Genomic DNA, 25,359 nt, shown 5'->3' with positions numbered 1-25,359 from the left:
TTCGTCAGAGATCTTGCGTCATCGCTGGTCCGATCGTAGCCGCACTTTGTCCTGTCAACCACACATTCTCATGTCAGACGTAATGGATCGGTCCAACAAAAGTCCCGATCAGCGATCACTCGCGAGACTGCTGCTCCCCCAGAACGTCCCCGAGCGACGACATCTCGGCACCGTGGTCGGTGTACCGGCGGACCGTACGACGCGCGGCCGTCCGGGCGGCACCGCTCAGCGCCTGGTTGCGGCGGGCGGCATCGGCCACGCGGCCGGCGTGCCCAGCCGTCGACAGCAGGACGTTCGCCAGCGCACGGCCCGCACCACGATCGGGAACACCCGCGACCGACCACGCCGCACGGACCTGCTCGTCCGGGGAGACCCCGCGGCGCGTGCCCATCCGGTGCCAGTCGGACAGCGCGCCCTCGGTGCGCTCGGCAGCGCGCTCCGACTCGTCCACGCGGCTGTGGTCCTGCGGGGCCGACGCTGCGGCATCCGCACGATCCCGTGCGGCGGTGTCGTCACCGCCGGCGGCGGCGATGCGGGCGGCGTGCGCGGCCGCGGCGGCTGCGAGGATCTCGGACCTGTCCATGGGACGACGGTACCGCCGACGGCCGACGCTGCCGGTCCCGGGGCCTCGCCGGGGGCGGGCCGGCGGGGCGGGTGTGGCGCCGCCCAGTTCCCGAGACGCCGCTCTCCCGTCGAGACGCCGCCGAACTGGGCGGCGTCTCGGGAACTCGGAGGCGTCTCGCGAACTCGGAGGCGTCTCGGGAACTCGGAAACGTCTCGGGAACTCGGAGGCGTCTCGGGTGCTCGGCGGCGTCTCGGGCGCGGGCTCGGGGCTCGCCCCGGGTCAGGCCACGTGGGCGGCGAGCACGTCCTCGACCGTGGTCCACGCGTGCGGGCCGTACCGGTCGTTGTCCACGTGGTGCAGCTCGGCCTCGCCGCTGAACATGCTCACGAAGTACTGCATCCCCTGCCACGCCGGGAACGGCTCGTCGGTCTCCTTCGACAGGCGGCGCCCGACCCTGGCCATCGCCGAGAGCGTCCCGGCGGTCCCCGCCCACTGCAGCCGGAACGGCTTCCCGGTCAGCCGGGACATCGTGTCCGCGACGCTCCGGGCGGTGACGCGGTCCCCCGCGACCTCGACGACGCGCGGCGCCGCGGGGTCGAGCGCCACCAGGGCCGTCACCCGTGCGACGTCGTCCTTCGTCGTGAAGTCGAGCACCTGGTCGGCCGACGACCAGAACAGCACACGCTGCCGGTCGAACAGGATCATCGGCGCCTGCCCCGTGAGCATGTCCGTGAACGCGCCGTTCAGCACCGAGGTCGCACGGATCGGTGCCGCGTCGAGATCGGCGGCGAACTCGCGGCGGAGCTCGAAGTTGCGGTTCGAGCCCGGGGTGATCGACCGGTAGTCGGCGGCGTAGTCCGACGGGACGAAGCGCTGCACGCCGGCGTCGACCGCGGCGGCGAGGAGCGCCCGCTGCGCGTCGACGATCACCCCGCGGGTGCCACTGACCGCGGAGACGACGACCTCGACGCCGTCGAGGGCCCGTCGGAGCGCTTCCGGGTCGTCGTACGCCGCGGTGACCACCTCGACCCGGTCGTCCAGGTCGGCGCTGCTGCTGCCCCTGGTGAGTGCGCGCACGTGGACGTCGTGATCGAGCAGGGCGGAGACGATGCGGCTCCCGAGGTCACCGGTGGCGCCGGCGACGAGGACGGTTGTGGTCATGCACCCGAGCGTACGGACGGGCGGCGGCGCGTCCCTCAGCCGGCCAGGCGGCGCAGGCCCTCGTCGATGGAGACGGACGGCGCCCACTGCAGGTCGCGGCGGGTCCGGCGCTGGTCGAACCAGTGCGAGGTGGACAGCTGCTCGGCCAGGAACCGGGTCATCGGCGGCTCGTCGGCACCCGGGCGCACCCGCCACACGGCCTCGACGAGGGACCCCGCCGTCCGTGCCACCCCGGCCGGGACGTGCCACCGCGGCGTCGGCACCCCGGACGCCCGGCAGATCCCGTCGAGCAGGTCGGCGACCGGCCGGGGCTCGCCGTTCGTGACCACGTAGGCGTTCCCGTGCACCCCGTCGTCGGCAGCGTGCGCGAGTGCGGCGACCATGGCGGACGCGGCATTGTCCACGTAGCAGGAGTCGATCAGCGCGGCGCCCGAGTCGAGCAGCGGGAGACGACCACGACGGGCACGGTCGACGATCCGCCCGACGAGCTGCGTGTCCCCGGGTCCCCACACCAGGTGCGGCCGGACGGCGACGACCGCGAAGCCCGGGGCGTCGGCGTCGAGCGCCAGCAGCTCGGCGGCGGCCTTGGTGCGGGCGTAGTCGCCGCGAGCCCCGTCGGGTGACGCGGGTGATGCGCCGGCACCGGCGATCGACGAGCCGGTGTGCGCCACGGACGGCGACGACACGAACACGAACCGGGACACCCCGGCGTCGCGGGCCGCAGCGACCAGGGACCGCGTCCCGTCGACGTTCACGCGGACGAAGTCGGCGGGGTCCCCCGCGAGCGACACCTTCGCCGCGAGGTGCACGACGGCCTCGACACCGTCGACCGCGGAACGCACGGCAGCGGCGTCCGTCATGGTCCCGAGCACGTCGGTGACCCCTGGCACGCCGGACGGCCGGCGCTGGAACGTCCGGACATCATGCCCGGCGTCCCGCACGGCAGCGGCCACGGCGCGGCCGAGGAACCCGCTGGCACCGGTGACGAGCACGCGCAGACCACTCACGGGCGGGTCATCCGTCCGCCGCCGAGCACCGACGACGCCCACCGTGACAGCCGGGCACGGTCGACCTTGGAGTTGTGCCGGATGTCGGTGGGCAGCACGGGCACGACGAGCACCGCGGCGACGGGCACCCCCGCTGCGGCACGGACCGCGGCCGCGAGCGCGGTGGGCGCGAGTCCGGGACGGCGCACGGGCGGGACGGTCTCGGCGACCACCACGACCTGCTGGGTGCCGACCGGACCGATGCCGGCGACGCCGACACGACCGACGTCCCGCAGCTGCTCGACACGCTGCTCCGGGCCGACCGGGGTGAGCACACCGGACGGCGTGGTGATCACGTGCTGCAGACGGCCCTCGACCCAGAGCTGCCCCGAGGTGTCGAGGTGCCCCACGTCCCCGGTGCGGTGCCCGCGCGGGTCGTCGAGTCCGAGGCGCGAAGCCCGGCTCGTCCGCCAGAGCCGGTCGTACCGGTCTCGGACGTGCGGTGCGGCGACGACGATCTCGCCGGTGACGTCCGGGTCGTCCGTGAGCGCGCCCGTCGGCCGGCCGGCCGCGTCGAGCGGCGCGATCCGGACCTGCACGGAGGCGGCGGGGCGACCGACGCAGACACCGCCGGCGGCATCGGAAGCGGAAACGGCCGCGCGGATCCCGTCCAGGTCGACGTCCGTCATGAGCAGGCCCTCGGTCATCCCGTAGGGCGTGTGCGCGCTCGCGTTCGGCATCAGGTCGGTGGCGGCGGTCAGCAGCGCGGCCGAGACCGGCGCCCCCGCGGACAGGAACAGGCGCACCCGCGACAGGGCCGCCCGGTCCGCGGCCGTCAGGTCACCGGCGGTCGCGACGACGTTCGCCAGCGCGGCCGGCGAGAGGAACACGACCGTGGCATCGGCGGCCGAGACCGACGCGGCGACCGCACGGGCCGTGAGGGTCCGCGGGGCGGTCACGTCCATGTCCGGCGCGACGGATCGCGCGCCGAGCGCCGGTCCGAGCAGCGCGAACGGTGCGAACCCGGCCACGAGGCCGGTCCCGATGCCGACGTCGTACTGCGCCGAGAGCACGTCGCGGACCGCGCCGAGCTGGCCGTGCGTGTACACGACGCCCTTCGCCGGCCCGGTGGAGCCGGACGTGAAGAGGACGGCTGCCGGGCTGTCCGACGACGGCGCAACCGGCAGCACGGCTCCGGCCGCCAGTCGCCGTGCACCCCGACGGGCCACCGACGCGAGCGTGTGCTCGACACGGAGCGCCGCACGAGCGGGTGCGGGCAGCGCGAGGGTCGCGATCCGACGACCGGGCCACCCGAGTGCGCGCGCCGCGGCGAGGCCCGGCAGCGCGCCGATGATCCAGTCCGGCCGGGCACCCTTCACGGCGCGCGTCAGGCCGCGGAGCCCGAGTCCCGCATCCGCCACGACGACGGTCGCGCCGATCCGCACGCAGGCGTAGAGCGCCGCGGTCAGGTCCGCACCCGGGGTGACGAGCAACGAGACGCGGTCGCCGTGCCGCACACCGATGTCGACCAGTCCGGCAGCGACCTCGTCGATCCGCCGGGCGAGCAGCCGCCAGCTGATCGTGCGGGTCCCACCAGGGGCCGCCATCTCGACGAGCGCGGGCTCGTCGGAGTCGCGCAGCTCGTCGAGTGCGGCCCAGAGCGGGCGGCTCGCGTCGTCCTTGCCTCCGGAGACCGACGGGAGGCTCGGCTCGACACCGACGCGCGCGTGGCCGTCCGGCAGGCGGTCGCCCAGCCAGTCGAACACGGTCCCGGCGACGTCGGCGTCCTCCGGCAGCAGGTGACCGGCGCCCTCGAAGCGGTGCACGTCCGCCTGCGGGAGCCGTTCGGTGAGGTCGTCGAGGTACCGCTCGAGGAACACCGGGTCGCGCGGGCCCCAGAGCAGGAGCGCCGGGACGTCGAGCGCCGCGACGCCGGTGGAGATCCGGTCGAGTTCGGGCGCGCTGGCGTGCGCGGCGTCCACGGGGATGTCCGCCACGAAGCCGCCGATGCCGCCGCGACGGGCAGCACCCCGGTACGGCGCACGGAAGGCGTCGGCCACGGGGCGGTCGAGCTTCGGGTGCGCGATGGCCAGGGTCGTCTCGAGGAACGCCGGGGTGACGACGGTCGCGCGGCCGAGCATGCCCGGGCGGAGGGCGAGCCGGAGCGGTGCCGGGATGGGGGCGTCGTCGGGCTGGTGCACGGCGGTGTTGCACGTCGCGACGCCGACGACCAGTTCCGGGTGGTCCACGGCCCAGCCCAGGGACACCACACCGCCCCAGTCGTGCCCGAGGGTGACGACGGGTCCGGTGAGCCCGAGTTCGTCGGTCAGGGCGCCGAGGTCCGCGACGCGCTGCGGCAGCCCCCGCTGGAGGCCGGTGCGCTCCGAGAAGCCCATGTCGAGCTGGTCGACCGCGATCACGCGCCAGGCGGGACCGCCGGCGGCCGCGACCTCGAGCGAGGTGCGGAGCACCGACCGCCACAGGTACGACCACGTCGGGTTGCCGTGCACGCACAGCAGCGTGCCGACCGGTTCGACGCCGAGCGCGGCCAGGGACCCGGCCGTGTCGAGGAGGTGCCAGGTGCGCTCGTGGTGATCCGAGCCTCCCGGTAGATCAGCTGGCACCGTGACCAGACGCGACCACGCGGGGTCGAGTCCGGGCAGCGAGGGCGGCTGCGTCGCCGGAGCAGTGCTCGCGGCGACGCGGGGCAGCCCGGCTGTCACCAGCGGAGTTCCATCATCGCCGTGTTGATGCCGGAGCCGACGCCCCCGAGGAACACCCGGTCGCCGGGGCGGATCGCGCCGCGGGCGACCTCGTCCGCAAGGGTGATCGGGATCGACGCCGGACCGACGTTGCCGAAGCGCTGGTACGTGGTCGGGACCTTGTCGCGCGGGACACCGATCGCCTCGACGAAGGCGTTCGTGTGCACGTCGGAGACCTGGTGCAGGACGTAGCGGTCCATGTCGGCCCAGTCGAAGTGCGAGCGGGCTTCGTTCCAGGCGGCGACGACGAGCTCCATGCCGCCCTTGAGCAGCATCTTGGCATCCGTGAACATGCCGTCCACGCTGCCGACGCACAGGTCGTACCACTGGGTCGCCGCGCGGGTGACGCCGCCGACGATCCGGTGTCCACCCGGGTGCATGTCCGCCGGGCCGAGCACGGCCGCGGCAGCGCCGGAACCGAGCGTCAGGCTCGCGAACTCGCTCATGAAGTCCTTGCGGTTCCGGCCGCCCTGGTTCAGGCGCTCGATCGTGTTGAGCTGCACCTGGTCGGCGTCCTCACCGTCGACGACGAGGGCGTACTTGATCTGACCGGAGTCGATCATCCCCGCGGCGACGCTCATCGCGTTGACGAACCCGAGGCACGCGTTCGCGATGTCGAAGTTGATCGCGGAGGACGGCAGCCCGAGCCCGTGGTGCAGCCGCACGGCCACCGAGGGCTCGAGGTGCGGACGGGTCACCGACGTGTTGATGAGGAGGCCGACGTCCTCGGGCTTGATGCCCGCTTCGGCCATCGCCCGGCGTCCGGCATCGATGGCGGCGTCCTGGAAGGACTGCCCCTCGCCCCAGTTCCGGCGTTCCTTGACGCCCGCCACGCGCTCGAGGAGACCCATGGGCAGACGCAGGCGTCGGAGGACGCCGCGGAGCTTCTCCTCGATGTCCGCAGAGGTCGTCACACGCTCCGCCACGGTGGTCGCCACCGAGAGCAGTGCGACGTTGTCGTGCCTGGCCGTCGCGTTGCCGGGGCGCTCCGGTTCGCTGCTCGTCGCCTGGTCGACCGGCCGTTCCGTCATGATCGTCACCGATACATACTTCCGCATTCGCGCTGGATGCGCGATCCGGATGCGCTGTGTGGCGGGGGACGGATGTCTCGCACACCCTCGGGCGGTCGGTCCACGCGCCCTCGATGGGCCATCGGACACAGTCTGGTCACGGCGATCCGAGCGTGACGAACCGTCGGCTACGATCCCGGACGGAGGGGGAATCGTGCACAGAGGGATCGTTGTCGGCCTGGTGGCGGTGGTGGCCGTCGGGCTCACCGGGTGCTCGTTGTTGCGTGGAGACGACGGCGGCGTCCCCGCCCCGTCCCGGACCCCGAGCGTCAGCGCCTCTCCGACCCCGACCGCCTCGGCGACCCCCGCCGGCCAGAGCGAGGCCGAGCTGCTGCAGGAGTCCGCGTCGCCCCGGCCACCGACCGCCGAACCCACGCAGGCGTCCCTGCCCGCCCCCACGATCACGACGATCCCGGCGGGGACCGTCGTCGCCCAGGGTGACGTCGCGTCGCCGAAGGGCAGCATCCACTTCCACTACCGCGTCGTCGCCGGCAAGAACGACCGGTTCGTCGTGGAGTACTCCGGCTTCACCTCGACGCTGCCCGTGCCGGTGTCCGCCACGTTCCTCGAGAAGGCCCCGCAGGTCGGGGACGGCCTGACGTACCTCGGCATCGGCGATGACCAGCTCGGCGGACCGACGACGGCCGCGCCCGCTGCCGTGTCCGTCCCGATCGACGACGCCGGGTACGACCCCTCGTGGCTCGGCGCCCTGGTGACCTACTCGTCGGCGACCGGGGACGACCCGTCGCTGCCGGTCGAGATCGGGAACGGCAAGGTCCTCGCGGTGAACCCGGTGCGGTGGTCGGTGCCCGCCCGCACCACGAACGTGCACCCGGTCGACCACGGTGCCGCCGCGAACGCGACCGGCTCGGTGTCCGCGAAGACGACCGCTGGTGCGCCGGGGTCGTACGTCGTGGCGCCGGACGACCTCATCGCCGACGTCGCGGCCCGCTTCGGGATCTCGGTCGAGACGCTGATCTGGCTGAACCCGTCGATGCGCGTGTACGGCAACCTGCAGTACCTCTACGAGGGCACCACGCTCAACCTGGACCCCGTGCGGCGCTGACGCCGCCCGGTGTGCTCCCGGAACGGGACAGTGCCCGGCCGTTTCCCGGCCGGGCACTGTCGGTTCCGCGATGCGTCGCGCTACTTGCGCAGCTCGAGGTACTTCGCGATGAGCGCCTTCGTGGACGAGTCCTGCGACTCGAGCACGTCCCGGTCACCGTCGACCGCCGGAGCGATCTGCAGCGCGAGCTGCTTGCCGAGCTCCACACCCCACTGGTCGAACGAGTCGATGCCCCAGATGGTGCCCTCGGTGAAGACGATGTGCTCGTACAGCGCGATGAGCTGCCCGACGACGCTCGGGGTGAGCGCCGGCGCCAGGATCGACGTCGACGGCTTGTTGCCCGTGAAGGTGCGCGCCGCGACGATCGCCTCGTCGGTGGTGCCCTCCGCACGGACCTCGTCAGCGGTCTTGCCGAACGCCAGCGCCTTGGTCTGCGCGAAGAAGTTCGCGAGGAACAGGTTGTGGACGTCCTGGCCGGGCTCGACCGCCTTGCCGTCGCCGGTCTCGTCCTTGAGCGGACGGGCCGGGTTCGCGACCGCGATGAAGTCGGCCGGGATCAGGCGGGTGCCCTGGTGGATGAGCTGGTAGAACGCGTGCTGGCCGTTCGTGCCGGGCTCGCCCCAGAAGACCTCACCGGTGTCCGTCGTGACGGGCGAGCCGTCCCAGCGGACGCGCTTGCCGTTCGACTCCATGGTGAGCTGCTGCAGGTACGCGGCGAAGCGGTGCAGGTACTGCGTGTACGGCAGGACCGCATGGCTCTGCGCACCGAGGAAGTTCGAGTACCAGACGTTGAACAGCCCCATCAGGACGGGGACGTTCTGCGCGAGCGGGGTGGTGCGCATGTGCTCGTCGATGGTGTGGAAGCCGGCGAGGAAGTCCTGCCAGTTGTCCTTGCCGATGGCGATGATGACCGAGGTGCCGATCGCGGAGTCGACCGAGTAGCGGCCGCCCACCCAGTCCCAGAACCCGAACGCGTTCTCCGGGTCGATGCCGAACGCGGCGACCTTGTCGAGCGCGGTCGAGACGGCGACGAAGTGCTTCGCGACGGCGTCGTTCTTCTCGTCGTCGCCGGCGTCGGTCAGGCCGAGCTTCTCCCAGAGCCACTGGCGCGCCAGGCGGGCGTTCGTCAGGGTCTCCAGCGTGCCGAAGGTCTTCGACGCGACGATGAACAGCGTGGTCTCGGGGTCGAGGTCCACGGTCTTCTCGTAGATGTCCGTCGGGTCGATGTTCGACACGAAGCGGGCTTCGATGCCGGCCTGCACGTACGGCTTGAGGGCTTCGTAGACCATGACCGGGCCGAGGTCCGAGCCACCGATGCCGATGTTCACGACGGTCTCGATGCGCTTGCCGGTGACGCCCTTCCACTCGCCCGAACGGACCTTGTCCGCGAACGCGTAGACCTTGTCGAGCGTGGCGTGCACGTCGGCGTCGACGTCCTGGCCGTCGACCACGAACGGCGCGGCCGGGGTGAGGTCGCCGCCCTTCGGACGACGGAGCGCGGTGTGGAGGACCGCGCGGTCCTCGGTCGGGTTGACGTGCTCGCCGGAGATCATCGCCTGGTAGCGCTCGGCGACGCCGGTGTCCTCGGCGACCTTGAGGAGCGCCGCGAGGATCTCCTCGGTCACGAGGCCCTTCGACAGGTCGACGGTGAGGTCGCCCGCCTGGAACGTGTACTTCGCGGCCCGCTCGGGGTCGGCGTCGAACCATCCGCGGAGGTCAGGGGAGAAGCCGTCGGCGATGCCGGCGAGCTGCTTCCAACCCTCGGTCGATGTGGGGTCGACGGGTGCGGTTTCGGTCACTTCGGTCCTCCTGAACGCCTGAGCTGAACTGGTCCGCGGACCTCCGCAACGCTGCGACGCGGGCCGCATCCGAGCGTAGTGCGCTCGGAGGGAGCGCGCGCACAGGGCGACCAGACCTGTTGAGGAGGCAGGGCTGTGGACGGGAGGCTCGGCTCGGGTGAGCCGGTCGGCTCACGTGAGCAGGGCCTCCAGGACGTCCGCGAGGGGAGCGTCCGCCGCCGCCGCCCGCCAGGACCGACCAGCCCACAGGTGCAACGACTGCGCATCACCAGCGGCCGCCGCCGCGGTCCGGATCGGCTTCGTCAGGTGGTGGAGTGCCGGGTAGCCGAGCGGTGCGTCGTCGTGGTCGCGGACGAAGCGGTTGACGAGCGCACGTGCCGGGCGCCCGGTGAACGCGCGGGTCAGAGCGGTGCGGTCGAAGACCGGGTCGGCGAGCGCCGCGCGGTGCGTCGCTCCGGTCCCGGCCTCGACGGTCCGGAGCACCAGCGTGCCGATCATGGCGGCGTCGGCTCCCGCGAGCCGGACGGCCTCGACGTCGTCCGCGCCGGCGATCCCGCCGGCCGCGATCACGGGCAGCGTGGTCGCCGACCGGACGTCGCGGACGAGCTCGGGCAGGGGTTGCCAGAGCGGAGCTGCGGCGGGGTCGAGCACGGCGGAGTGGCCGCCGGCCGCCTCGCCCTGCACGACGAGCACGTCGATGCCCCGTTCCGCTGCGGCGGCCGCCTCTGCCGGGGTGGTGACCGACTGCATCGTGACGGTGCCGCGCTTCCGGAACTCGGCGACGAGCGCTGCGTCCGGGAGCCCGAACGTGAACGACACCACCGCGACCGGGTCGTCGAGGAGCAGCGCGACCTTGTCGCCCCACGCGTCGTCGTCCTCGCGCTTGTCCGGGAGCGCGGGTCCCTCGGCCTCGAGCACCGAGCGGTAGGCGTCGTAGTCGGCGTCGCTGATCGGCACCGGGTTCGGCGCGAACAGGTTGACGCCGAAGCGGTCGGTGCGCGTCCGGACCTCGGCGATCTCCGCGGCGAGCTCCTCGGCGCTCCGGTACCCCGCGGCGAGCTGCGCGAAGGCCCCGAACCGGGCGGCGGCGATCACCAGGGTGGGCGTCGTCGGGCCGCCCGCCATCGGCGCGACGTGGACGGGGCGGCTCTGGCGGAGGGGTTCGGGGAGCTGGCTCACCCCTCGATCCTGCACCGTCACTGCTCGGGCAGCGGCTCCTTCGGGAGCTTCCGGAGCTTCGCGCGGCGCTTCCGGCGCTCCGGGATCATCGAGCGCATCTCCTCGAGCTTGCCGAAGCAGAGCAGACGGTCCCCCGGCTCGAGCGCGACCCCGCTGCGGGGGTTCGGGATGACGTCGGCGCCGCGGTGCAGCGTGAGGACCGTGATGTCGCGGTCCCAGAGGCCGGACTCCTTGATCGTCTTGCCGACGAGGTCCGCGTTGGTGTGCACGAGGAGCTCGGCGACCCCGTAGCCCGTCGAGACGGACAGGCGTTGCCGGACGTCGATCTCCGGGAACGCGACCTGGTTCGCGATGAAGTCGATGATCGCGCCGGCGATGTCGAGGCCCGTCGCACGCTCGATGCCCTCGAGCCCCGGGGAGGAGTTGACCTCCATCACGAGCGGACCGTCGTTGCCCTCGAGCATGTCCACGCCGGCCACCCGGAGGCCCATGATCTGCGCCGAACGGACCGCCGCCTCTTCGTACTCGGGCGTCAGCGTGACCTGCTCCACCGTGCCGCCGCGGTGCACGTTCGAGCGGAACTCGTCGCCGCTGGCGCTCCGGCGCATCGCCGCGACGACCCGGTCGCCGACGACGAGCGCGCGGATGTCCTTGCCGCGGCTCTCCGAGATGAAGGCCTGGATGAGGACGTTCTGCTTCGTGGAGTGCAGGGTCTCCACGATCGACTCGGCGACCTTCGCCTCGGGTGCGAGGATCACGCCGATGCCCTGGGTGCCCTCGAGGAGCTTGATGACGACAGGTGCGCCGCCGACCCGCTCGATCGCACCGCGGACGTCAGCGCGGCCGGCCACGAACGTCGTCGCCGGCATGCCGATGTCGTGGCGGGACAGGATCTGGTTCGCCCGGAGCTTGTCGCGCGAGTTCGTGATGCCGTTCGCGGTGTTCGGCGTGTAGACGTCCATCTGCTCGAACTGCCGGACCACCGCGGTGCCGTAGTAGGTGATCGAGTTCCCGATGCGCGGCAGGATCGCGTCGTAGTCGGAGAGCAGCTTGCCGCGGTACTGCAGGTCGGGCGCGTCCCCGGTGAGGTCGATCGCGAACCGCAGCGTGTTCAGGACCTTCACGTCGTGGCCGCGGTCGAGCGCGGCGGCCCGGAGCCGCTGCGTGGAGTACGCCTGCGGGGCGCGCGACAGGATGGCGAGTTTCATCGGTGAGCTCCGCGGGGGTCGGGGACGCTCCATCCTGACATCCCGCGGGCGCCGCGCGCTGCGCGGGCGCCGCGCGCTGCGCGGGCGCCGCGCGCTGCGCCGGCGCTGCGCCGCCTGCCAGGATGGGCGCATGTCCGGAGACAAGACCGCCAGGCGCACGCCGATCGTGACGGGGTGGCGCGAGTGGGCGGCGCTGCCGGACCTCGACATCCCCTGGATCAAGGTCAAGCTCGACACCGGCGCCCGGACCTCGGCGCTCCACGCGTTCGACCTGCAGGAGCTCCCCGGTGACCGGGTCCGGTTCTCTGTGCACCCCTGGCAGGAGTCCGACACCGACCCGTCGACCGTCGAGTGCGACGTCCACGACCGCCGGGTCATCCGGAGCTCGTCGGGCCACACGCAGGAGCGGATCGTCGTGCTCACCGCGATCGAGCTCGCCGGACGGACGGTCCAGGCCGAGGTGACGCTGAGCAACCGCGACCAGATGGGGTTCCGGATGCTCATCGGCCGCGAGGCCCTGCGGCAGGGGTTCGTCGTCGACCCCGCGCGGTCGTTCCTCGCCGGGCGGGCGCCGAAGGAGATCCGGCGGCGGAACCGCGGGCGGAGCTGACACCGCCACCAAGATGGTCACGGGTCGATCACGAGGTGTCAGGATCCGGTCGTCCCCGACACTTCTGAGGTGAGAGGGGGCACCGTGGACAAGACCAACGATGCCGACGCCGCACTCGCGCGGCGGATGGCACTCGGCGACACCGGAGCGCTGGCAGTGGCGTTCGACCGGTTCGCGCCGACGCTGACGCGCTACGCCTGGGCGCTGGCGGGGAGCAAACAGGACGTGGAAGAGCTCGTGCAGGACACGTTCCTGACGCTCTGGCAGCGGGCTTCGACGATCGATCTGGCGACCGGGTCGCTCGTGCCCTGGCTGCTCGTCGTCTGCCGGAACCACGCCAGGAACCAGGCGCGCCGCATCGCGAAGAACGCCGGCGACGAACTCCCTCCGGAACTCGCAGCGCCAGCCGGGGCTGACGATGCCCGCGAGCGCCTCCGGTGGGTCCGCGACGAGATCGCCGCGTTGCCGCCGGTCGACCGCAGGATCTGCGAACTCTGCCTCCTCGAGGGGCACTCCTACTCAGAAGCCGCCACGATGCTCGGACTGAGCGTCGGTGCGGTCACCCAGCGAGTGTCCCGTTCGCGGGCTCGGCTGAAGAAGGCGGTGACGCACGATGAACACTGAACCTCCCGAGGGAGACGACCTGCAGCGCATGCTCGTCTCGATGAAGCACGAGGTGCTCACGCGAGTGGACCGACAGCGGCCGCTCCCGAGACGACGGGGACGACACGTCGGCATCGTGATCGGCGTCATCGCGGTGCTCGGCATCGGCGTGGGCAGCGGCGCGGTGGCGCTCGGGCTCGTGCCGCAGCCGTTCGAGGCCGCGGCACCGGCGCCGAGTTCGACGCCGACCGAGCCGCCGGCTCCGAGCACGCCGGCTGCGGCGCCGATCGAGAACTCCCCGAGCGTGACGCCGACTCCGGCCTCGACGAACACCGACGGTGTCCTGCCGACCGACTGTCGGGCGCTCGTGCCGACGTCCGACTACGACCGGCTGTTCAACGCGACGCCGCTCCGTGACCCCGCAGGCACCGCCTGGGGCGATGCACGCATCGGGCCGACGCCGTCCATGTGGTGCGTCTGGATGGACCCGAGAGCGGACGTCAGTGGTCTCGACATCGCGATCGGGCAGGCGGACGCAGCGGAGCTGAGGGAGTACGAGGCGGACCTCACGCACGAGGGCTACGCCTGCTCCGACCGGGACGACGGACGCATCTGCCAGATGACGCGCCCTGCCGACCCGTACCCGGTGGACACCACACTGACGTTCTTCGCCAGGGGTTCCACCTGGGTGGACATCAGCCAGACCAACTTCCCGACCGACGGCCTGCTGCGGGCGGTCGAGCAGCAGGTCTGGGGCTGACCACGTGTGCGCCTGCCCCGACCGGCCTCGGGGGCGGTCAGGTCACGCGGACAGTGGCGGCGGTCCGTCTGCTCGCGGGTCGGCGGTCGCGCCGAGCACCGACCGGACCACGGTGAGCTGGTCGCTCACGACGTCGGCCATCCGTCGGCCGCGGGGATCGGTCAGCCACTCCTCGAGCGCCAGGTGGAAGAGCATCACGGTCGTCTCGGCGAGGACGGCCGCCTCGGTCGGGCTGCTCCCCCGCGCCGCGAACCCGTCACGCACGGCCTGTGCCAGGTCGGCCCGCTTCCGGGCGTCCCGCTCGCGCAACGACTCGTCGGACGCGATCACCCGGCGGAGTGCCAGCACCTGGTCGCGCCGCCCTTCGAACCGCTCCTCCGCGAGCTGCCGGAGTCCCTGGACGACGATGTCGAGCGGATCGAGGCCCGCCGGGGCGGCGGCGAGCATGGTCCGGGCGAGGTCGGGGATCTCCCGCCCCGCGAAGATCACCTCGCGCTTGTCGGCGAAGTGCCGGAAGAAGGTGCGCGTCGTCAGGCCGGCGCGTTCGGTGATCTGCGGCACGGTCGTCGCGGCGAAGCCCTGCTCGGCGAAGAGCTCGAACGCGGCGCGTTCCAGTCGGCCTCGGGCATCGGGACTCCATCGCACGGATTCCACCCTAAGTGATGACACGACGTGTCGTCATGGTGTACTCCTGGTCAAGTGATGACACGTCGTGTCATCACCGAAGACGAGTGGAGCGACGATGACGACAGTGTGGATCCTCGGCGGCACGGGCCGGACCGGTCGCGCCGTGAGCGAGGTGCTCACGGCGCGGGGGCTCGACGTGGTGCTCGTCGGGCGGGACGCCGGGCGCCTGCGGGCCGCGACCCCGCCGGGTGCGCGGGCGATGGTCCTGACGTCGGCCGAGGTCCCCGCCGCCGTCCGCCGCGACCGCCCGCGCGTCGTGCTCAACACCGTCGGGCCGTTCGCGGGCACCGCCGACCCGGTCGTGGACGCCTGCCTCGACGCCGGTGCGGACTACGTCGACCTGGCGAACGACATGGCGGCCGTTCCCGCGCTCCTCTCCCGGAACGCGGAGGCGGTCGCAGCCGGTCGCACCCTGGTGACCGGTGCGGGCTTCGGCGTCACGGGTACCGAGAGCGTCGTGGCGCGCCTCACCGCGACGCGATCGGACGCGCCGCTGCGGGTTCGCGTCGACATGGTGCCCTCGCTCGCGCTCCAGGCCGGACAGGTCGGTGAAGCACTTGCCGGGACGATCGTCGAGGGGCTCCCCGGAGTCCCCGGCGGCGGACGGTTCCAGGGTCGCCTCTACCTGGGCGGGCAGCTGCGCCCGACCCGCATCGGCGGCATGGTCCAGCGACTCGTGACCCCGGACGGCGACGTCGTCACCACCGCCGCGATGCCGCTCGGGGAACTCGTCGCCGCACAGCGTGCCAGCGGGGCGCCGGACGTGCTCGCGGCGTCGAGCGAAGCGCCGTCGGGACGGCTGGTCGGGCTCCTCCCGCTCGGCACCTCGATCCTGGTGTTCGCACCGGTCCGACGCCTCGCCGGTCGGCTGCTCGCTCGGGTCCGGTTCCCGGACCGCCCCGCACCGCGGACGCACTCGTGGGGGCACGCGCGGGTCACGTGGACGGACGGCTCCGTGACCCGTGGGTGGCTCGCCCTGCCGGAAGCGCAGCAGGCGACGGTGGCGATCGCCGCCGAGGTCGTCCGGCGACTCGCGGACGACGAGGGCCGGCCGGGCGCCTGGACCCCGGCGGCGCTCTTCGGTCCCGAGCTCGCGGAGTCCGTCGGCGGACGCTACGTGGACCAGGTCCACGCATGAACGCGGCCCTCTGGACCACCCGGCGAGGACGGCCCACGGTGGGGCCTGCGCCGGTCCCCCGCGCCGGAGCCGGCGAGGTCGTCGTGCGCACTGCCGCCGTCGCGGTGAACCCGGTCGACGCGATCACCGGGCTCTTCCGCCGCGTCGTGACCCCCTGGCTGCGGTACCCCGCCGTCCTCGGCTCCGACGTCGCCGGGACCGTCGTCGAGGTCGGCCACGGGGTCACCCGCTTCGCCGTGGGCGACCGGGTGCTCGGCCATGCTGCCGGGCAGGAGCGGCACCGGAACAGCGCTGCCGAAGGGGCCTTCCAGCAGCACGTCCTGCTCCTCGAGCAGCTCTGCACGCCGTTGCCGGCAGACATGGCGTTCGAGCAGGCAGCCGTCCTGCCGCTCGGCCTGTCGACGGCCGCCGCTGGACTCTTCGAACCCGACCAGCTCGGCCTGCCGCTCCCGGGCAGGGGCGACGGCGACGGCGACGACCAGCAGGACCGCGACTCGCGCGCCGAGGTCGTCCTCGTCTGGGGAGCGTCGACGAGCGTCGGGTGCAACGCCGTCCAGCTCGCACACGCCGCGGGCTTCGCCGTGATCGGCACCGCGTCGCCGCACAACCACGAGCTCGTGCGCTCCCTCGGCGCGGAGCAGGTGTTCGACTACCGGAACCCCCGTGCCGACGCGCAGATCGTCCCAGCGCTGGCCGGGCGCCGGCTGGCGGGCACGGTCGCGATCGGCGCGGGCTCCCTCACGCGGACGCTCGGCGTCGTCCGCGCAGCATCCGGCAGCGGACGGCTCGCCTCCGCCTACCCGACGCCCGTCACCACGGTGCGGGGGCTCCTCGCCCGGCGTCACGGCGTGCGCGTGTCGGCGATCTGGGGCGGCCGTCCCACCGAGAGCCCGGTCGGTCCCGCGATCTACGCCGACTTCCTGCCGGCAGCCCTGGCCGAGGGGCGTTACCGGGCCGCTCCGGAGGCGTCGGTGGTCGGGACCGGCCTCGCGGCGATCCCGGGCGCACTCGACGAACTCGGCCGCGGGGTCTCCGCGAAGAAGCTGGTGGTCCGGATCGAGTGACGGGGAGCGGTCGGCTTCAGCGGTACCGCTCGACCATCGGGCACGCGAACGGGTCCGCCGCCGCGAGCCCGACCTCGTTCAGGTAGCGCACCACGATCGCGTACGAGCGCACCATCGTCGTCTCGGTGAACGGCACGCCCTGCGTGGCGCAGTACTCCCGCACGATCACGCGTGCCGCCCGGAGGTTGGGCCGCGCCATGTTCGGGAAGAGGTGGTGCTCCACCTGGTGGTTCAGCCCGCCCATGAAGTACTCGACCCAGACGCCGCCGGTGATGTCCCGGGACGTCAGGACCTGCCGTGAGAAGAAGTCCACCCGCTGCCCCGGCTCGATGATCGGCATGCCCTTGTGGTTCGGGGCGAAGGCGATCCCCATGCAGAACCCGAACACGGCGAGCTGCACCCCGACGAAAGCGAACGCCATGCCGAGCGGCAGGAACCAGAACACGGCGCCGAGGTAGAGCACGAAGCGTGCGAAGAACACCGAGCCCTCGGCCCAGCGCCGCTTGACGCCCTTGCCGCTCGTGTAGGTGCGGATCGACTGCCAGTGCAGGTTCGCACCCTCGACCAGCAGCATCGGGAAGAACGCGTACCCCTGCACGCGCACGAGCACGCGGAGGAAGCCGGTGCGACTGGCGGCGTCCTCGGGGCGGAAGGAGATCGCGTCGAACGAGATGTCCGGGTCCTTGCCGACGGTGTTCGGGTTCGCGTGGTGCCGGGTGTGCTTGTTCGTCCACCACGCGTAGCTGACGCCGGTCAGGAAGGTGCCGACGTACCGAGCGGCCCGGTCGTTCCAGTGGTGCGAGGCGAAGACCTGCCGGTGCGCCGCCTCGTGCGCGAGGAAGGCGAACTGCGTGAAGACCAGCCCGAGCACGGCCGCGACGATGAGCTGCCACCATGCGTCGCCGAGCACCGCGAACGCCGTTCCCGCGAGCACGAGCAGCCCGGTCAGGACGCCGATGAGCCCCCAGTACCAGCCGGTCCGGCGTCGGAGGAGCCCTTCCGCCTTGATCCGTGCGAGGAGCGCCGAGTAGCTCGACGTCCCGGAACTGCCGGCGCGGGGCCCGGTCGTGATGTACCCGCTCATGGTGTTCCTCCCGGATCGGCGGCGTTGCCGTGACCGGGGTCCAGGGTCACTCCCGGCTCACGGTACGCCGCCATCCTGGAGACCACGGTGTGGTCAGGACAGCTCGAGTCGCCGTTCGATCACCGCACGGGCCACGTCGACCAGGGGCTCCCGGTTCGCCCGGGCGTACTGCCGGATCATGGCGAAGGCGTCCTCCATGTCCACCTGGTGCGTGTGCGACACGAAGCCCTTCGCCTGCTCGATGAGGACCCGGCTGTCCAGCGCCCGCTGGAGTTGCTCCTGCGCCAGGGTCGCGTGCTGCAGGGTCCGCTGCTGCAGGATGCTGATCGTCGCGACGTCGGTGAGTGCCTGCGCGGCGAGGGCGTCCTCCGGGTTCAGCGCCCCCTCGGTCTCGCGGAACAGGTTGAGCGACCCGAGCGTGGTCTCGCGCAGCCGCATCGGGATCGCGTGTACCGATGCGTACCCGGACTCCTCGGACGCCTTCGCGAACGTCGGCCAGCGTCGCCGCATCTCCTCCGGGTTCCGCACCGAGACGGCGTGCCCGGTGGCGAAGCACTCCACACAGGGGCCCTCGCCCGCGTTCAGCTGCAGGAGTCCGACGAAGCTCGACCGTTCGCTCGTCGACGCGAGCACCTCGAGTTCCTGCTCCTTGTTGACCAGGAGGATGCCGGCCGCGGACGCGTCGAAGAGGTCGACGGCGGTCTCGACGAGGTGCTGCAGCAGGTCGAGGACGTCGTAGTCGTCGACCAGTGTGTCGGTGAGCGCCACGAAGGTCTCGACGAGGCGGTGCTCGCGTGTCGCTGCCATGGTGTGCTCCCTAGTGCTCGGACCCGAGGTCGATGCGCCGATCGATGACGTCGGCTGCGACGTCACGGAGGGTCCGTTCGGTCGCGAAGGCGTGTGCTTGCAAGACCAGCAGCGCGTCCGCGACACCGAGGTCGAGCTGGGCGGCGACCATCCCGGTCGCCTGGTGGACCTCGCGCCGCGAGTACCGTCCGGCCCCCATGTCGGCTCGTCCGTCTGCCGCTGCGGCGAGGATCGCGTCGCGGAGGACCCGGCGGGCCGCGATCTCGGTCAGGGCGACCGCGCCGCGGACCTGATCCACGGTGAGCACGTGGCCACGATCCACGGAGAGGTCGACGGCGCCGACGGGGATCGTGCCCACGCGCATCGGGAACGAGAACACGGCCCCGACCCCGGCACGCAGGAACTCGTCGAGCGCTGCCGGCCACCGCGTGGTCGGAGTCGCGGCCAGGTCGGGCTCGAGCACCGGGCGGCCGATGGTGAGGGCTTCCCAGCAGGGCCCCTCACCGAGGTCGAGCTGGATCTCGTCCACGCGTTCCGCGACGACGTCGCTCGCGCAGACGGTGCTCGAGCCGAGGGGGACGCCGAGGGTCGAGACGCCGACGCCGGACACGTCGAAGACGGCGAGGAACGGTGGACACAGGTCGGCTCCGTCGGGGGCCGCCTGCATGGCGCTCGCGGCGGCGGTGAACTCGCTCATGACGTGTTCCTCCGTCCGTCGCCCTCAGGCTACGCGCGACTACCGTGGTCGGCATGAGCGCCGGAACCGCGACCGCGACCCGCCCCGCCACCGGCTGGTCCCTCGTCGCCGCGACGTACGTGTTCGCCGTCGTGATGATCGGGACCACCATCCCGACGCCGCTCTACCCGACGTACGAATCCCGCTTCGGCTTCGGCAGCACCACCACCACCGTGCTGTTCGCGGTCTACGCCGGGGGTGTGATCCTCGCGCTCGTCCTCGGCGGGCGCCTGTCCGACGCGGTCGGTCGCCGTCCGATGCTCTTCGCCGGCATCGTGTTCTCGCTGGCGTCGGCCGTGGTGTTCGCGATCGGGACCGCGGAGTGGATGCTCTTCGTCGCGCGGGTCCTGTCCGGACTGTCCGCGGGCATCTTCACCGCGACCGGCACCGTCGCCGTGCTCGAGAACGCCCCCGAGCAGCGCAGGGGCCTCGCGAGCGCGCTGGCCACCGCGGCGAACATCGGCGGGCTCGGCCTCGGCATGCTGCTCGCGGGTGCGGTCGCGACGGTGACGCCGTGGCCCCTCCGTGCGCCGTACGTCGTGCACGCCGTGCTCCTCGTCATCGCGGGCGTCGCGCTGCTCGCCGTGCGGGACTCCGTGACGCCGGACCGCTCCCGCATCCGGCTGCAGTTGCCGGGCATCCCGCCGGAGAGCCGCGGGGTCTTCGCCGCGTCGGCAGTCGGCGCGGTGGTCGGGTTCGCAGTGTGCGGCCTGTACTCCTCGGTCGCGCCGAACTTCATGGGCAAGGTCCTCGGCGTCGAATCGCCGTTCGTGGTCGGGGTGGTCGTGTTCGCGCTGTTCGGGGCATCGGCCGCGGCGCAGATCGTGCTGCGGGGCCTCGCCGACCGCACCCTGATCGTGATCGGCGCGCTCGCCCTGGCAGCGGGCATGGGCGTGCTGGTCTGGTCGCTCCTCGCCACGTCGCTGGCGCTCCTCGTCGGGTCCTCGATCCTCGCCGGGATCGGCCAGGGGCTGCTGTTCATGACCGGGCTCCGTGCGATCACCGGTGCGACCGACCCGTCGCGCCGGACCGAGGCGACGACGTCCTACTTCGTCCTCGCCTACCTCTCGATCTCGATCCCGGCAATCGGCGCTGGTCTCCTCGCCGCGGGGATCGGGCTCGTCGCCGCCGGGGTCGCCTTCGCCCTCGTCGTCGCCGTCGTCTCGCTCATCGGCCTGACGGCCGCGCGCCGCTTCACCGCCTGACCCCGCCTGCTCTGGACGTCCCCACCCACCGGCCTGGAGGCTCGGCACCAGCCCGGCCCGAGCCTCCCGTCCGGCACCCACGCGCGTTCCTTCCCATCGCGCGCCGACGGGAAAGGCGAAACGCGCGTAGGAGGTCGAAAGGAACGACCTCCTACGCGCGATTCGACTGCCCACGCGCGATTCGACCCCCTACGCGCGGGACCGCCTACGCGCGATTCGACCTCCTACGCGCGGGACCCCCGACGCGCGGGACCGCCACGCGCTCCGTCAGCTGCGACCCGTGAGCAGCGCGCGCAGTGCGTCGTCGAGCGGCCGGGCGATCTCGTCCTCCGACGCCGTGGCCAGCGGCTCCACCCGGGTCGAGGTCCGCAGCATCGTCATCCCGAGCACCACGGACAGCGCGATCTCGGCGCGGAGCAGGAGTTCGTCGGTGACCGATCCGCCGACCACGGTCGCGAGCCGTTCTGCGTAGCGGCGGAGCGTCTCGCGGCGGATCGCGTCCGCACCATCGTCCCCCGAGGACCGCACGAGCAGCATGAGCTGCATCGAGTCCTCGTCGGAGGGCGACCGCACGATGTGCCCGATCAGGTCGCCGAGCGCCCGGTCGAGCCCGACGGCACGGGGCGCGGACGACTCCTCGGCACCGAGATCCTGCACCACCCGGTCGAGGCACGCGCGGAACAACCCCTCCTTCGACACGAAGTACCGGTTGATCAGGGCCACGTTGACCCCGGCGTCCGCGGCGATGTCGCGCACGGTGGTCGCCCGGTACCCGTCGAAGGCGAAGCGTCGCCTGGCGGCCTGCACGAGGAGCATGCGTGTGGCCTCGGCGTCCTTGCTCATGGCCGAAGCGTACCGGCTCGCTCCTCGATGTAAGCAAGTGTTGACATCGCGCCGGAACCGCGTACCCTCGTCAAGTCAGCAACTGTTTACATCGAAGCGGAGCACGATGACCACCACCACGGAGAACCCCCGCACGGGTTCCCACCCGACGACCGACGGTCGCCGTCCGAACAGCACGGCGATCATCGTCTACCTGTCCCTGGGTGGCCTGTCGTTCGCGGTCCTGCAGTCCCTCGTGGCCCCGGCCCTGTCGACCATCGGCAAGGACCTCGGCGTCACCACGAGCGCCGCGAGCTGGGTGCTCACCGCCTACCTGCTGTCCGCCTCGGTGCTGACCCCGATCCTCGGCCGCCTCGGCGACATGATCGGCAAGCGCAAGGTCCTCATCGTCGTGCTCTCGATCCTGCTCGTCGGGGCCGTGCTCGCCGCGCTCGCACCGAACCTCGGCACGCTCATCGTCGCCCGCGCGCTCCAGGGCGCCGCCGGTGCGGTGATGCCGCTCTCCATCGGCATCGTCCGCGACGAACTCCCGAAGGAGAAGGTCAGCGTCACGATCGGCCTGCTCTCCGCGATCTTCGGCATCGGCGCCGGTGTCGGCATCGTCGCCGCCGGTCCGATCGTCGAGCACCTGTCGTGGCACTGGCTGTTCTGGCTCCCCGCCGTCCTCGTCGTCATCGCCCTGCTCGGCGCGATCTTCGGCATGCCCGAGTCCCCGGTGCGCAAGCCCGGACGCCTCGACATGCTCGGGACGTTCGTCCTCGCGATCTCGCTCGTGTCGATCCTCCTCGCGATCAGCGAGGGCGAGACCTGGGGCTGGGGCGACGGCAAGACCATCGGCCTGCTGATCCTCGGCGGCGTCGCGCTCATCGCCTTCGTGTTCGTCGAGCTCCGTGTCGCCGAACCCCTCATCGACGTGCGGCTCTTCGCGGTCCGCGGCGTCTGGACCGCCCACGTCGTCGCGCTCGTCTTCGGTTTCGCGATGTTCGGCACCTTCGTGCTCGTCCCGACGCTCCTGCAGCTCCCCACCGCGGTCGGCTACGGCTTCGGCAAGGACGTCACCCAGGCCGGGCTCTTCCTGCTGCCGACCGTCATCATGATGATCATCGCGGGTCCGATCGCCGGCATCCTCGTCCGCAAGGTCGGGCCGAAGCCGCCGATGCTCATCGGCGGCGTCGCGATCGTCGCCGCGTTCCTGCTGCCGGCCATCGCCCACGGCGAGCTGTGGCAGGTCGTCGTCTCCGGCATCCTGACCGGCATCGGCATCGGCATGGCACTCGCGGCCTGCTCGAACGCGATCATCGAAAGCGTCCCGGCGAACCAGACCGGTGAGGCCATCAGCGCCAACACCGTTGTCCGGACCATCGGCTCGAGCGTCGGCACCGCGGTCATCGCGGCGCTCATCACCTCGCACAGCACCCCGCAGGGCCTGCCCACCGACGACGCGTTCACGATCGGCTTCTGGGCCTGCACGGGCGTCGCCGTCCTGGCGGTCCTCGCCGCGCTCGTCGCGCCGTCGATGCGCGCCCGTCGCGCAGCAGCGGTCGCGTCCGGAGTGACCGACTTCGACGAGGTCACGAAGTAGGGTCCGACCGACCCGTCAGCCTGGAGGCCCGCCCCGCGTCATCGACGCCGGGCGGGCCTCCGTGCATGATCGGGTCCACGGACGTCGGCAGGTTCGGCGAGACGGCGTCCGGAGGAGCACGATGGGCGGCACCGAACCCAGGAGATGGTGCGCCATGCAGTTCCTCGTGTCCGTGATCGACGACGGCCAGGCCTCGGCCTCCCGCAGGACCGACTCGGCCTCCGCGGCCGAGGAAGCGGCCGTCCAGACCTTCAACGACCGGCTCCGAGCGGACGGGCAGTGGCGCTTCGCCGGAGGTCTCGCCGCGCCGGCCGAGAGCGTCGTGATCGACAGCCGCGGTGACGCCCCGATCGTCACCGAGGGGCCGCTCATCGACGCCGACGAGTACGTCGCCGGGTTCTGGCTGCTCGACCTGCCCGACGTCGACACCGCTCGGTCGATCGCCACCGAGGCATCGGCCGCGTGCAACCGCAAGGTCGAGCTCCGCCAGCTGCTCTGACGACGTTCGGCATCCGCGCGGGCGGCTCCCGGGCGGCTGTCGGGCGGCTACCGGGCTGCTGTCGGGCTGCTACCGCGCGGACAGGCCGAGCAACGCGTTCAGGAAGCCGAACCGTCGACGCTGCCGCACGGGTCGGAACTCGCGCGGCGGCGCGGGGAACGCCACGTCGTGCAGGTTGTTCCGCTTCGAGCCGTCCCAGTTCGCGAAGAGGTAGGCGCTGCCGAGGACCGAGAGACTCCGGACCGGAGCGCGTCGCCAGTCCCCCGCACGCACGAAGTAGCCCGAGTGCCCAGAGTGGATGTTGCGGATCACGGTGTCGACGTCGACGACGCCGGTCTCGGTGATGACGGCGGTGATGCCCGTTCGGTCTCGGGCGACGTACTCGATGATGTGTTCGGCCATGCTGCGCTCATGAATAGCGGTCCACGTCCTGACACCGGGAGGTGAGACCACGCGCAGGACCCTGCCGGAACCCTCGTTGCTTCCACAGCCAGGATACGTCGCAGCCACGCGATGTCCGCCGGGGGTGCGCATGACGGATCGGTCTGCCCTTGACCACAACCTCGGTTGAGGTCGTTGACTCCCTGCATGCGCATCGCCACAGTCACGCTCCCCGCCCGCTCCCTCGACGCCGTCGCCGCGTTCTGGGAACCGCTCGGCGTCCCGCTCACGCGGGATGCCTCGGCAGTCCGGGTCCGCCTCGGGCACACCGAGGTCGTCCACGAGGCCGCGGAGTTCGACGGCACGCACCACCTGGCGTTCACGATCCCCACCGGCACCTTCGACGCCGCGGACCACTGGATCGGTGAGCGTGCGACGGTGCTGACCCGTGACGGCGTCCGGGAGTTCGAGGGACCGGCTGGATGGAACTCGCGGTCCGTGTACTTCGACGGGCCCGACGGACAGGTCCTGGAGTGCATCGAGCGCCGGGACATCGCACCGGGCCACGACGGGCCCTTCAGCGCCGCGAGCATCGTCGGTGTCAGCGAGGTCGGGGTGGTGACCGCGGACGTGCTGGCGACGGTCGCCGAACTGGGGCAGGTCGGGGTCGCCCCGTACGCGGCGCCGCCGTCGCCGTCCTTCGCTGCGGTCGGGGACGTCCACGGGCTGCTGGTCCTCGTCGCGCCCGGCCGGCCGTGGCTGCCGACGACCGACCGGATCGCGGCCGACACCGCGGTCACGGTCGACGGCGGCGTCGGTACCCCGGTGCGGTTGGGGCCCGACAAGCTGCTCCGGTGACCACCGGACGAACGAGAGGCTCGGTGCCAGCTGGCACCGAGCCTCCCGTCATGTGGTCAGGTCTCAGACCGTGACCGACTCGCCGTCGGCCAGCGTCACCAGCTCAGTGCCGGTGAGCTGCCCGGTGAACTGGGCGAAGGAGCCGCGCCCCGCGTCGCTGAGCATGAGGTCGTGGATCTGCACTGCACGGGTCGGGTGCACGGCGCGCACGAAGTCGACCAGCTCGCCGAGCTTCGCCCACGGGCCGGAGGTCGGCGCGAGCAGCGTCTCGACGGCGACGTCGGGCACGAAGTAGGAGTCGCCCGGGTGGTAGACGGCACCGTCGACGACGTAGCCGACGTTGCTCATCAGCGGGATGTCGGCGTGGATGACGGCGTGGTCGCCGCCGACGACCTGCACGGCGAAGCCAGCGGCCTCGAAGGTGTCACCGGGCGCGACCGTGGTGACACGTCCGTCGTGGCCACCGAGCTCGGCGGCGACGCTCGCCGGCGCCCAGACGCGGAGCTCGGGCTGGGCGTCGAGCGCCGCCGTGAGGATCGACGCGTCGAAGTGGTCGGGGTGGTCGTGGGTGACGAGGACCGCGGTCGTGCCGGCCACAAGGTCGGCGGAGTTCGGCGTGTACGCACCCGGGTCGATCACGAGCGAGGTGTCGTCCTTGCTGAGCACGACGGTTGCGTGGGTGTACTTCGTGAGTTCCATGACTCCA

25 protein-coding genes are annotated in these 25,359 nt (G+C 72.2%); 10 read left to right on the top strand and 15 right to left on the bottom strand.

Features of this window, described 5'->3' with window-relative positions:
• Positions 1-115: 115 nt before the first annotated feature.
• The 5 genes from EDF24_RS06515 to EDF24_RS06495 all read right to left on the bottom strand — a co-directional run bounded on the left by EDF24_RS06515 (position 116) and on the right by EDF24_RS06495 (position 6,505).
• Positions 116-583, bottom strand: coding sequence for a hypothetical protein (locus tag EDF24_RS06515; RefSeq protein ID WP_123655848.1), 468 nt, complete (start codon positions 581-583; stop codon positions 116-118).
• A 261-nt stretch (positions 584-844) separates the two neighbouring features.
• Positions 845-1,726 (bottom strand): NmrA family NAD(P)-binding protein, encoded by an 882-nt coding sequence (locus tag EDF24_RS06510; protein ID WP_123701669.1) that lies wholly within the window; start codon positions 1,724-1,726, stop codon positions 845-847.
• A 35-nt stretch (positions 1,727-1,761) separates the two neighbouring features.
• The gene (locus EDF24_RS06505; RefSeq protein ID WP_123702573.1) at positions 1,762-2,724 is read right to left on the bottom strand and encodes an NAD-dependent epimerase/dehydratase family protein; all 963 of its coding nucleotides are present in this window, start codon (positions 2,722-2,724) and stop codon (positions 1,762-1,764) included.
• Positions 2,725-2,729: 5 nt separating this feature from the next.
• Positions 2,730-5,435 (bottom strand): alpha/beta fold hydrolase, encoded by a 2,706-nt coding sequence (locus EDF24_RS06500; protein ID WP_260233373.1) that lies wholly within the window; start codon positions 5,433-5,435, stop codon positions 2,730-2,732.
• On the bottom strand, positions 5,432-6,505 hold the full coding sequence (locus tag EDF24_RS06495) for a 3-oxoacyl-ACP synthase III (protein WP_123656018.1): 1,074 nt from the start codon (positions 6,503-6,505) through the stop codon (positions 5,432-5,434). The genes EDF24_RS06500 and EDF24_RS06495 overlap by 4 nt, the downstream gene beginning before the upstream one ends.
• Before the next feature lie 193 nt (positions 6,506-6,698).
• Here EDF24_RS06495 and EDF24_RS06490 point away from each other — a divergent pair, with 193 nt between their 5' ends.
• On the top strand, positions 6,699-7,610 hold the full coding sequence (locus EDF24_RS06490; protein ID WP_243698263.1) for a LysM domain-containing protein: 912 nt from the start codon (positions 6,699-6,701) through the stop codon (positions 7,608-7,610).
• 80 nt (positions 7,611-7,690) lie between these two features.
• Here EDF24_RS06490 and pgi read toward each other — a convergent pair whose 3' ends face one another.
• From pgi to rimK, 3 genes are all read right to left on the bottom strand, one after another.
• Positions 7,691-9,409, bottom strand: a complete 1,719-nt coding sequence (pgi, locus tag EDF24_RS06485; protein WP_260233372.1) for a glucose-6-phosphate isomerase — start codon at positions 9,407-9,409, stop codon at positions 7,691-7,693.
• A 171-nt stretch (positions 9,410-9,580) separates the two neighbouring features.
• Positions 9,581-10,588, bottom strand: coding sequence for a nitronate monooxygenase (locus tag EDF24_RS06480; RefSeq protein WP_260233371.1), 1,008 nt, complete (start codon positions 10,586-10,588; stop codon positions 9,581-9,583).
• Positions 10,589-10,605: 17 nt separating this feature from the next.
• Positions 10,606-11,796 (bottom strand): 30S ribosomal protein S6--L-glutamate ligase, encoded by a 1,191-nt coding sequence (gene rimK, locus EDF24_RS06475; RefSeq protein ID WP_123655851.1) that lies wholly within the window; start codon positions 11,794-11,796, stop codon positions 10,606-10,608.
• 130 nt (positions 11,797-11,926) lie between these two features.
• Here rimK and EDF24_RS06470 point away from each other — a divergent pair, with 130 nt between their 5' ends.
• The 3 genes from EDF24_RS06470 (at position 11,927) to EDF24_RS06460 (ending at position 13,769) form a co-directional block, all read left to right on the top strand.
• Positions 11,927-12,406: a RimK/LysX family protein gene (locus EDF24_RS06470; RefSeq protein ID WP_123655852.1), complete on the top strand. Its 480-nt coding sequence runs from the start codon at positions 11,927-11,929 to the stop codon at positions 12,404-12,406.
• A gap of 84 nt (positions 12,407-12,490) precedes the next feature.
• Positions 12,491-13,030 (top strand): RNA polymerase sigma factor, encoded by a 540-nt coding sequence (locus EDF24_RS06465; protein WP_243698266.1) that lies wholly within the window; start codon positions 12,491-12,493, stop codon positions 13,028-13,030.
• On the top strand, positions 13,020-13,769 hold the full coding sequence (locus EDF24_RS06460; protein ID WP_123655853.1) for a hypothetical protein: 750 nt from the start codon (positions 13,020-13,022) through the stop codon (positions 13,767-13,769). The genes EDF24_RS06465 and EDF24_RS06460 overlap by 11 nt, the downstream gene beginning before the upstream one ends.
• Positions 13,770-13,811: 42 nt before the next feature.
• Here the strand turns inward: EDF24_RS06460 and EDF24_RS06455 are convergent, their stop codons facing one another.
• The gene (locus EDF24_RS06455) at positions 13,812-14,414 is read right to left on the bottom strand and encodes a TetR/AcrR family transcriptional regulator (protein WP_123702563.1); all 603 of its coding nucleotides are present in this window, start codon (positions 14,412-14,414) and stop codon (positions 13,812-13,814) included.
• Between the two features lie 97 nt (positions 14,415-14,511).
• Here EDF24_RS06455 and EDF24_RS06450 point away from each other — a divergent pair, with 97 nt between their 5' ends.
• Both EDF24_RS06450 and EDF24_RS06445 read left to right on the top strand, forming a co-directional pair.
• On the top strand, positions 14,512-15,594 hold the full coding sequence (locus tag EDF24_RS06450; RefSeq protein WP_123701666.1) for a saccharopine dehydrogenase NADP-binding domain-containing protein: 1,083 nt from the start codon (positions 14,512-14,514) through the stop codon (positions 15,592-15,594).
• Positions 15,591-16,658, top strand: coding sequence for a zinc-binding alcohol dehydrogenase family protein (locus tag EDF24_RS06445; RefSeq protein WP_123701663.1), 1,068 nt, complete (start codon positions 15,591-15,593; stop codon positions 16,656-16,658). The genes EDF24_RS06450 and EDF24_RS06445 overlap by 4 nt, the downstream gene beginning before the upstream one ends.
• Before the next feature lie 16 nt (positions 16,659-16,674).
• Here the strand turns inward: EDF24_RS06445 and EDF24_RS06440 are convergent, their stop codons facing one another.
• The 3 genes from EDF24_RS06440 to EDF24_RS06430 all read right to left on the bottom strand — a co-directional run bounded on the left by EDF24_RS06440 (position 16,675) and on the right by EDF24_RS06430 (position 19,246).
• On the bottom strand, positions 16,675-17,742 hold the full coding sequence (locus tag EDF24_RS06440) for an acyl-CoA desaturase (protein ID WP_123701661.1): 1,068 nt from the start codon (positions 17,740-17,742) through the stop codon (positions 16,675-16,677).
• A 93-nt stretch (positions 17,743-17,835) separates the two neighbouring features.
• A complete protein-coding gene (locus tag EDF24_RS06435) occupies positions 17,836-18,549 on the bottom strand; it encodes a GAF and ANTAR domain-containing protein (protein WP_123701659.1) in 714 nt (237 codons plus the stop codon).
• A 10-nt stretch (positions 18,550-18,559) separates the two neighbouring features.
• The gene (locus EDF24_RS06430) at positions 18,560-19,246 is read right to left on the bottom strand and encodes a GAF and ANTAR domain-containing protein (protein WP_123701657.1); all 687 of its coding nucleotides are present in this window, start codon (positions 19,244-19,246) and stop codon (positions 18,560-18,562) included.
• Between the two features lie 53 nt (positions 19,247-19,299).
• Here EDF24_RS06430 and EDF24_RS06425 point away from each other — a divergent pair, with 53 nt between their 5' ends.
• On the top strand, positions 19,300-20,490 hold the full coding sequence (locus EDF24_RS06425) for an MFS transporter (protein ID WP_123701655.1): 1,191 nt from the start codon (positions 19,300-19,302) through the stop codon (positions 20,488-20,490).
• Positions 20,491-20,757: 267 nt separating this feature from the next.
• Here EDF24_RS06425 and EDF24_RS06420 read toward each other — a convergent pair whose 3' ends face one another.
• A complete protein-coding gene (locus tag EDF24_RS06420; RefSeq protein ID WP_148070818.1) occupies positions 20,758-21,333 on the bottom strand; it encodes a TetR/AcrR family transcriptional regulator in 576 nt (191 codons plus the stop codon).
• A 106-nt stretch (positions 21,334-21,439) separates the two neighbouring features.
• Between EDF24_RS06420 and EDF24_RS06415 the strand changes: the two genes are divergently transcribed.
• Positions 21,440-22,915, top strand: a complete 1,476-nt coding sequence (locus EDF24_RS06415; protein WP_123655861.1) for an MFS transporter — start codon at positions 21,440-21,442, stop codon at positions 22,913-22,915.
• A gap of 154 nt (positions 22,916-23,069) precedes the next feature.
• Positions 23,070-23,414 (top strand): YciI family protein, encoded by a 345-nt coding sequence (locus EDF24_RS06410; RefSeq protein WP_123655862.1) that lies wholly within the window; start codon positions 23,070-23,072, stop codon positions 23,412-23,414.
• Between the two features lie 69 nt (positions 23,415-23,483).
• On the opposite strand, the gene EDF24_RS06405 is transcribed toward EDF24_RS06410, so the two are convergent.
• The gene (locus EDF24_RS06405; protein WP_123655863.1) at positions 23,484-23,816 is read right to left on the bottom strand and encodes a hypothetical protein; all 333 of its coding nucleotides are present in this window, start codon (positions 23,814-23,816) and stop codon (positions 23,484-23,486) included.
• Between the two features lie 186 nt (positions 23,817-24,002).
• Here EDF24_RS06405 and EDF24_RS06400 point away from each other — a divergent pair, with 186 nt between their 5' ends.
• Positions 24,003-24,653 (top strand): VOC family protein, encoded by a 651-nt coding sequence (locus tag EDF24_RS06400; RefSeq protein WP_123701653.1) that lies wholly within the window; start codon positions 24,003-24,005, stop codon positions 24,651-24,653.
• A gap of 63 nt (positions 24,654-24,716) precedes the next feature.
• Here the strand turns inward: EDF24_RS06400 and EDF24_RS06395 are convergent, their stop codons facing one another.
• Positions 24,717-25,352: an MBL fold metallo-hydrolase gene (locus EDF24_RS06395; RefSeq protein ID WP_123701651.1), complete on the bottom strand. Its 636-nt coding sequence runs from the start codon at positions 25,350-25,352 to the stop codon at positions 24,717-24,719.
• Between the last annotated feature and the right edge of the window lie 7 nt (positions 25,353-25,359).

Origin of the sequence: Curtobacterium sp. PhB130, assembly GCF_003755165.1 — a bacterium.
Classification (GTDB): Bacteria; Actinomycetota; Actinomycetes; order Actinomycetales; family Microbacteriaceae; genus Curtobacterium.
The sequence above is the reverse complement of the archived record's forward strand: the minus strand, read 5'-3'. Positions and strand labels throughout refer to the sequence as shown.